Below are 5283 nucleotides of genomic sequence, written 5' to 3' on the forward strand. Positions count from 1 at the left end.
CCGGGATGCGGAAGGTGAAGGTCGCGGTCCGCGCGGCCGACGCCGTGTTCTGGAAGCGCAGGCCGCCGCCGGAGACCGGCGTCGTCGCATCCTCGGCCTCGTCGATGATCTTGCCCCCGCCGACGGCGAACCAAGCGTCGGGCGAGGTGACCGTGCCCCAGGCCTCGTTCTCGTGGTCATAGCTCTGCAGCTTGGGGGTCTGGGCCGCCGACGTTGCGACGACGTCCCACTCGCCGGTCTGCGCGCCGGTCGCCGCGGCAGCCGGGAGTGCGGGCGCGAGGCCGATCGCGGCGGCCGCCGCGAGGGCCAGCAGCGCACGGGCGAAGAGGGGGCGACGCGTGGACGTGGACGTGTTCGTGCTCATGTGGTGTTTCTCGTTTCTGTTCTCGATCGGGGGGTCTGGCAGGGTGACACCGCTCCTCGCGTCGGGGGGACCCGAACACGGAAACGGTCAGCGCATTCGATCGGAATAGACGAGGTTGGCGCGCAGCCAGCTCACGAGCCGACGGCGGATCGGTCTCCACGTCACCCGCGGAGCGCTCGGCACGACGGATGAGCCCGGCGCGCGCAGCGCCGAGGTCGAGCATCCGCACGCGGGGACGCCGTGAGACCGCAGGTGGTCTCGGGAGTGTGCGTGCGGCATGGAGTCGACTGTTCTAAATGAGAATCATTATCACTAGCTGGGAATCTCATTGGACCAGATCGTCCGCCGCGCGTCAAGTCGGCGTCGCCGCGTGCCTGCCCGCACGCCGAACGGCGGTCAGTCGCGCGGAGCGTGCGCCTCGAGGAACTCGTACAGGTCGGTCGTGTCGACGCCGGGGAAGGACCCGGTCGGCAGCGTCGCCAGCAGCGTCCGCGGCGTGCGGACGTTGGGCCACGCCTGATCGCGCCACTGCGACTCCAGTTCGGCGGGAGCGCGCCGGCAGCACACCTCGACCGCGTGGCGGGAGACGCCGCGGTTCGTCGTCTCGCGCCCCACGAACCACTTCGTGTCGTCGAAGCGCACCCCCACCGACACCGAATGGGCCCCCTCGCTGGAGGTCTCCACCCGGGCCGTGCACCAGAACGTGCCGTTGCCGGTGTCGGTGTACTGGTAGTACGGGTTGAACTTGTCGGGGATGTCGAAGACGACGCGGCTCGTCCAGCGCCGACAGCACAGCTGCCCTTCGATCGAGCCGAGCCGGTCGGCGGGGAAGTTCACGTCGTCGTTCTCGTACGCCTTCGTGATGGTGCCCGACTCGTGCACCTTCAGGAAGTGCACCGGGATGCCGAGATGCCGCGTCGCCAGATTGGTGAAGCGGTGCGCGGCGGTCTCGTACGACACCGAATACGCGTCGCGCAGGTCTTCGATCGACAGTGCGCGGCGCGACTTCGCGTCGTGGAGCACCGGGACGGCGTGGTCCTCGGGGATCAACAGGGCGCCGGTCAGGTAGTTCGTCTCCACGCGTTGACGCAGGAACTCGGCGTACGAGCGCGGCTCGGCGTGCCCGAGGATGCGACTGGCAAGTGCCTGGAGCACGGCCGTGCGCGAGTCGCCCTTCGCGGGCACCGTGCTCGACAGGTACAGCCGCCCGTGCTTGATGTCGGCGACCGACCGCGTCGAGGCCGGAAGGTCGGCGACGTAGTGCAGCGAGAAGCCGAGGTGAGCGGCGATGTCCGAGGCGGTGCGCTGCGTGAGCGGTCCCCCGGGATGGTCGACGGCACGCAGGATGCCGCGGGCGTGCTCCTCGAGCTCGGCGAAATAGTTGTCCTGGCGCCGCATCAGGTGGCGCAGCTCGACGTTCGCGCGACGTGCCTCCTCGGGGGTGGCGGAGCGCTCGTCGCCGAGCCTCTCGATCTCCCCCTGCAGCGCCAGCAGGGCACGAAGGGCGTCGTCGGGGATCGATTTGCCGATGCGGAACGGCTCGATTCCGAGCGCCCGGAAGGTCTGCCCCTTCATGGCGCGCTCCAGCGCGATCTCGAGCGTGGCCCGCTCGTCGAGAGGCTCGGCCTCGAGGAGCTGATCGACCGTGGCACCGAGCGCTTTGGCGATGGCGCGCAGGAGAGTGAGCTTGGGTTCGCGCTTTCCCGTCTCGATCATCGACAGCTGACTCGGTGCCCGCTCGACCGCTGCCGCGAGCTCGTCGAGGGTCATCCCGCGCGCCGTGCGCAGCTGACGGATGCGCCGGCCGATCGTGAGCGCATCGGCCTCGTCCTCGGGCTCTGTGGTCGTCGCCGTCAACGGAACATCGATGTTCGTCATGTCCGGGATTGTGTCACAGAACGTGAAGTTCCTTCAAACTTCACACCGGTTTTGGTTACTTCCGGCCTCGAAGTTCACCCAAAGTGGAGACACGAGCCACCGCCGGCATCGCCCCGGCATCCGATGAAGGAGAGCACCATGACGATCCAGGCCACCCCCGGTCAGCCGCCACTGCGCGCCGGCGACCAGACGCAGACCGCCGCTGAGCTGCAGGAGATCTGGGACACCGACCCGCGGTGGGACGGCGTACAGCGCACCTACACGGCAGAGGACGTCGTGCGCCTGCGCGGGTCGGTGCGCGAGGAGAACACCCTCGCCCGCCGCGGCGCCGAGAACCTGTGGAACCTGCTGCACACCGAGGACTACATCCGCGCGCTCGGCGCCTACACCGGCGGCCAGGCCGTGCAGCAGGTGCGCGCAGGCTTGAAGGCCATCTACCTCTCGGGGTGGCAGGTCGCCGCCGACGGCAACCTCGCCGGCCAGACCTACCCCGACCAGAGCCTGTACCCGGCCAACTCGGTCCCCGCCGTCGTCCGCCGCATCAACAACGCCCTGATCCGCCAAGACCAGATCGAGCACGCCGAAGGCACGCTCACGCAGGACTGGCTGGCCCCCATCGTCGCGGATGCCGAGGCCGGCTTCGGCGGCCCCCTCAACGCGTACGAGCTCGCGCAGTCGCTCATCCAGTCCGGTGCCGCGGGCATCCACTGGGAGGACCAGCTCGCCAGCGAGAAGAAGTGCGGCCACCTCGGCGGAAAGGTTCTGGTGCCCACGCAGCAGCACATCCGCACCCTGAACGCGGCTCGGCTCGCCGCCGACGTCGCCGGCGTGCCGACCGTCATCATCGCCCGCACCGATGCGCTGGCGGCCGACCTGCTCACCAGCGACGTCGACCCCCGCGACCAGGAGTTCACGACCGGCGAGCGCACGAGCGAGGGCTTCTACCGGGTGCGCCCCGGCCTGGAGGCGGTCATCAGCCGCGGCCTGGCGTTCGCGCCGTACGCCGACCTCCTGTGGGTCGAGACCGGAGAGCCCGACATCGAACTCGCCCGGGCGTTCGCGAGCGCGATCCACGAGCAGTTCCCCGGCAAGATGCTCGCCTACAACTGCTCGCCGAGCTTCAACTGGAAGCGCCACCTCAGCGACGAGCAGATCGCGACCTTCCAGCAGGAGCTCGCAGACCTCGGCTACAAGTTCCAGTTCATCACGCTGGCCGGCTTCCACGCCCTCAACTACTCGATGTTCGACCTCGCCTCCGGCTACGCCGAGCGCGCCATGAGCGCGTACGTCGAGCTGCAGGAAGCCGAGTTCGCCGCGGAATCGCGCGGCTACACCGCCACCAAGCACCAGCGCGAGGCGGGCACCGGCTACTTCGATTTCGTTTCCACGGCGCTCAACCCCGACAGCGCGACCCTGGCTCTGGTGGGATCCACTGAGGCCGAGCAGTTCCACTGACGCACCCCGTTTCGACTCACTGCGCTCGCTCAACGACCGGAACACGCGCTCCCGGTCGTTGAGCGAGGCCCGCAGGGCCGAGTCGAAACGCCGCACCCATCGCACACGACACAGAAAGAGCAGGGCCATGACTCCCACCGCCACGGGCACCGCGCCCGCATCGACCATCACCATCACGGGACCGATCCGCGACCGCTACGAGGAGATCCTCACCCCCGCGGCCATCGCGTTCCTCGCCGAACTCCACGTCCGCTTCGCCGGGCGCCGCCACGACCGCCTCGCCGACCGGATGAGACGCCGCTTCGAGATCGGCAACGGGCACGACCCGCAGTTCCGCTCCGACACGGCCCACATCCGCGACGACGCCGAGTGGCAGGTCGCAGGAGCCGGCCCGGGCCTGGAGGATCGGCGTGTCGAGATCACCGGTCCGACCGACCCGAAGATGACGATCAACGCGCTCAACTCAGGCGCGAAGGTCTGGCTGGCCGACCAGGAGGACGCCACGAGCCCCACCTGGCGGAACGTCATCGAGGGTCAGCTCTCGCTGTTCGACGCGATCCGCGGACAGCTGTCGTACACGAGCCCCGAGGGCAAGGAGTACCGCGTCACCGCCGAGCGGACTCCCACCATCGTGATGCGCCCGCGCGGGTGGCACCTGGTCGAGAAGCACATCCGTTACACCGATCGCGCCGGTCGCGACCTGGCCGCATCGGGCTCGCTGGTGGACTACGGACTTTACTTCTTCCACAACGCGCAGCGCTTGATCGAGAACGGTGTGGGCCCGTACTTCTACCTGCCGAAGATCGAGTCGGCGGAGGAGGCGAAGCTGTGGGACGACGTCTTCACCTTCAGCGAGGAGTACCTCGGCATCCCGCACGGCACCATCCGTGCCACCGTGCTCATCGAGACGCTGCCGGCGGCCTTCGAGATGGAGGAGATCCTGTTCGAGCTGCGCGATCACATCGCGGGCCTGAACGCCGGCCGCTGGGACTACATCTTCTCGATGATCAAGAACTACCGCGGCCGGGGCGCACGGTTCGTGCTGCCCGACCGCAGCCAGGTCACGATGACCGTGCCGTTCATGCGGGCCTACACGGAACTGCTCGTGAAGACGTGCCACAAGCGCGGCGCCTTCGCGATCGGCGGCATGAGCGCCTTCATCCCCAACCGACGCGACCCGGAGGTGACGGCCCAGGCGTTCGAGAAGGTCGCCGCCGACAAGAAGCGCGAGGCCGGCGACGGCTTCGACGGGACGTGGGTGGCCCACCCCGACCTGATCCCCGTCGCGCAGGCGGAGTTCGACGCCGTGCTCGGCGAGCGCCCCAACCAGATCGACCGCCAGCGGCCCGAGGTGAACGTGCAGGCGGCACAGCTGATCGACGTGCACATCGGGCTGCCGGTCACGGCGGCAGGCGTGTACGGCAACGTGTCGGTGGCGATCCGCTACATCGAGGCATGGCTGCGGGGCCTCGGCGCCGTTGCCATCGACAACCTCATGGAAGATGCCGCGACCGCCGAGATCAGCCGCAGCCAGGTGTGGCAGTGGATCCACCAGGACCGCTCGACCGACGACGGCACCCGCATCA

General features: G+C 68.9%; 4 protein-coding genes. 2 read left to right on the top strand and 2 right to left on the bottom strand.

Annotated elements, in window-relative coordinates; translation table 11 throughout:
* Together I5I_RS07940 and I5I_RS07945 are read right to left on the bottom strand one after the other, a co-directional pair.
* The coding region (locus tag I5I_RS07940; protein WP_036318279.1) for a hypothetical protein at positions 1-364 on the bottom strand (364 nt) is incomplete at its 3' end.
* Positions 365-760: 396 nt separating this feature from the next.
* The gene (locus tag I5I_RS07945; RefSeq protein ID WP_036318280.1) at positions 761-2242 is read right to left on the bottom strand and encodes a helix-turn-helix transcriptional regulator; all 1482 of its coding nucleotides are present in this window, start codon (positions 2240-2242) and stop codon (positions 761-763) included.
* Between the two features lie 138 nt (positions 2243-2380).
* On the opposite strand from I5I_RS07945, the gene aceA reads away from it, so the two are divergent.
* Together aceA and aceB are read left to right on the top strand one after the other, a co-directional pair.
* Positions 2381-3697 carry an isocitrate lyase gene (gene aceA / locus I5I_RS07950; protein ID WP_036318282.1) on the top strand — a complete coding sequence of 439 codons (1317 nt, stop codon included), beginning with the start codon at positions 2381-2383 and terminating at the stop codon, positions 3695-3697.
* A gap of 127 nt (positions 3698-3824) precedes the next feature.
* The coding region (gene aceB / locus I5I_RS07955; RefSeq protein ID WP_036318281.1) for a malate synthase A at positions 3825-5283 on the top strand (1459 nt) is incomplete at its 3' end.

It is taken from the genome of Microbacterium sp. B24 (assembly GCF_000333415.1).
Lineage (GTDB): Bacteria > Actinomycetota > Actinomycetes > Actinomycetales > Microbacteriaceae > Microbacterium.

Bases quoted from the DNA above. Each gene is read 5' to 3' on its own strand.
- I5I_RS07945 (WP_036318280.1), bottom strand. From the start codon at position 2,242: ATGACGAACATCGATGTTCCGTTGACGGCGACGACCACAGAGCCCGAG.
- aceA (WP_036318282.1), top strand. From the start codon at position 2,381: ATGACGATCCAGGCCACCCCCGGTCAGCCGCCACTGCGCGCCGGCGAC.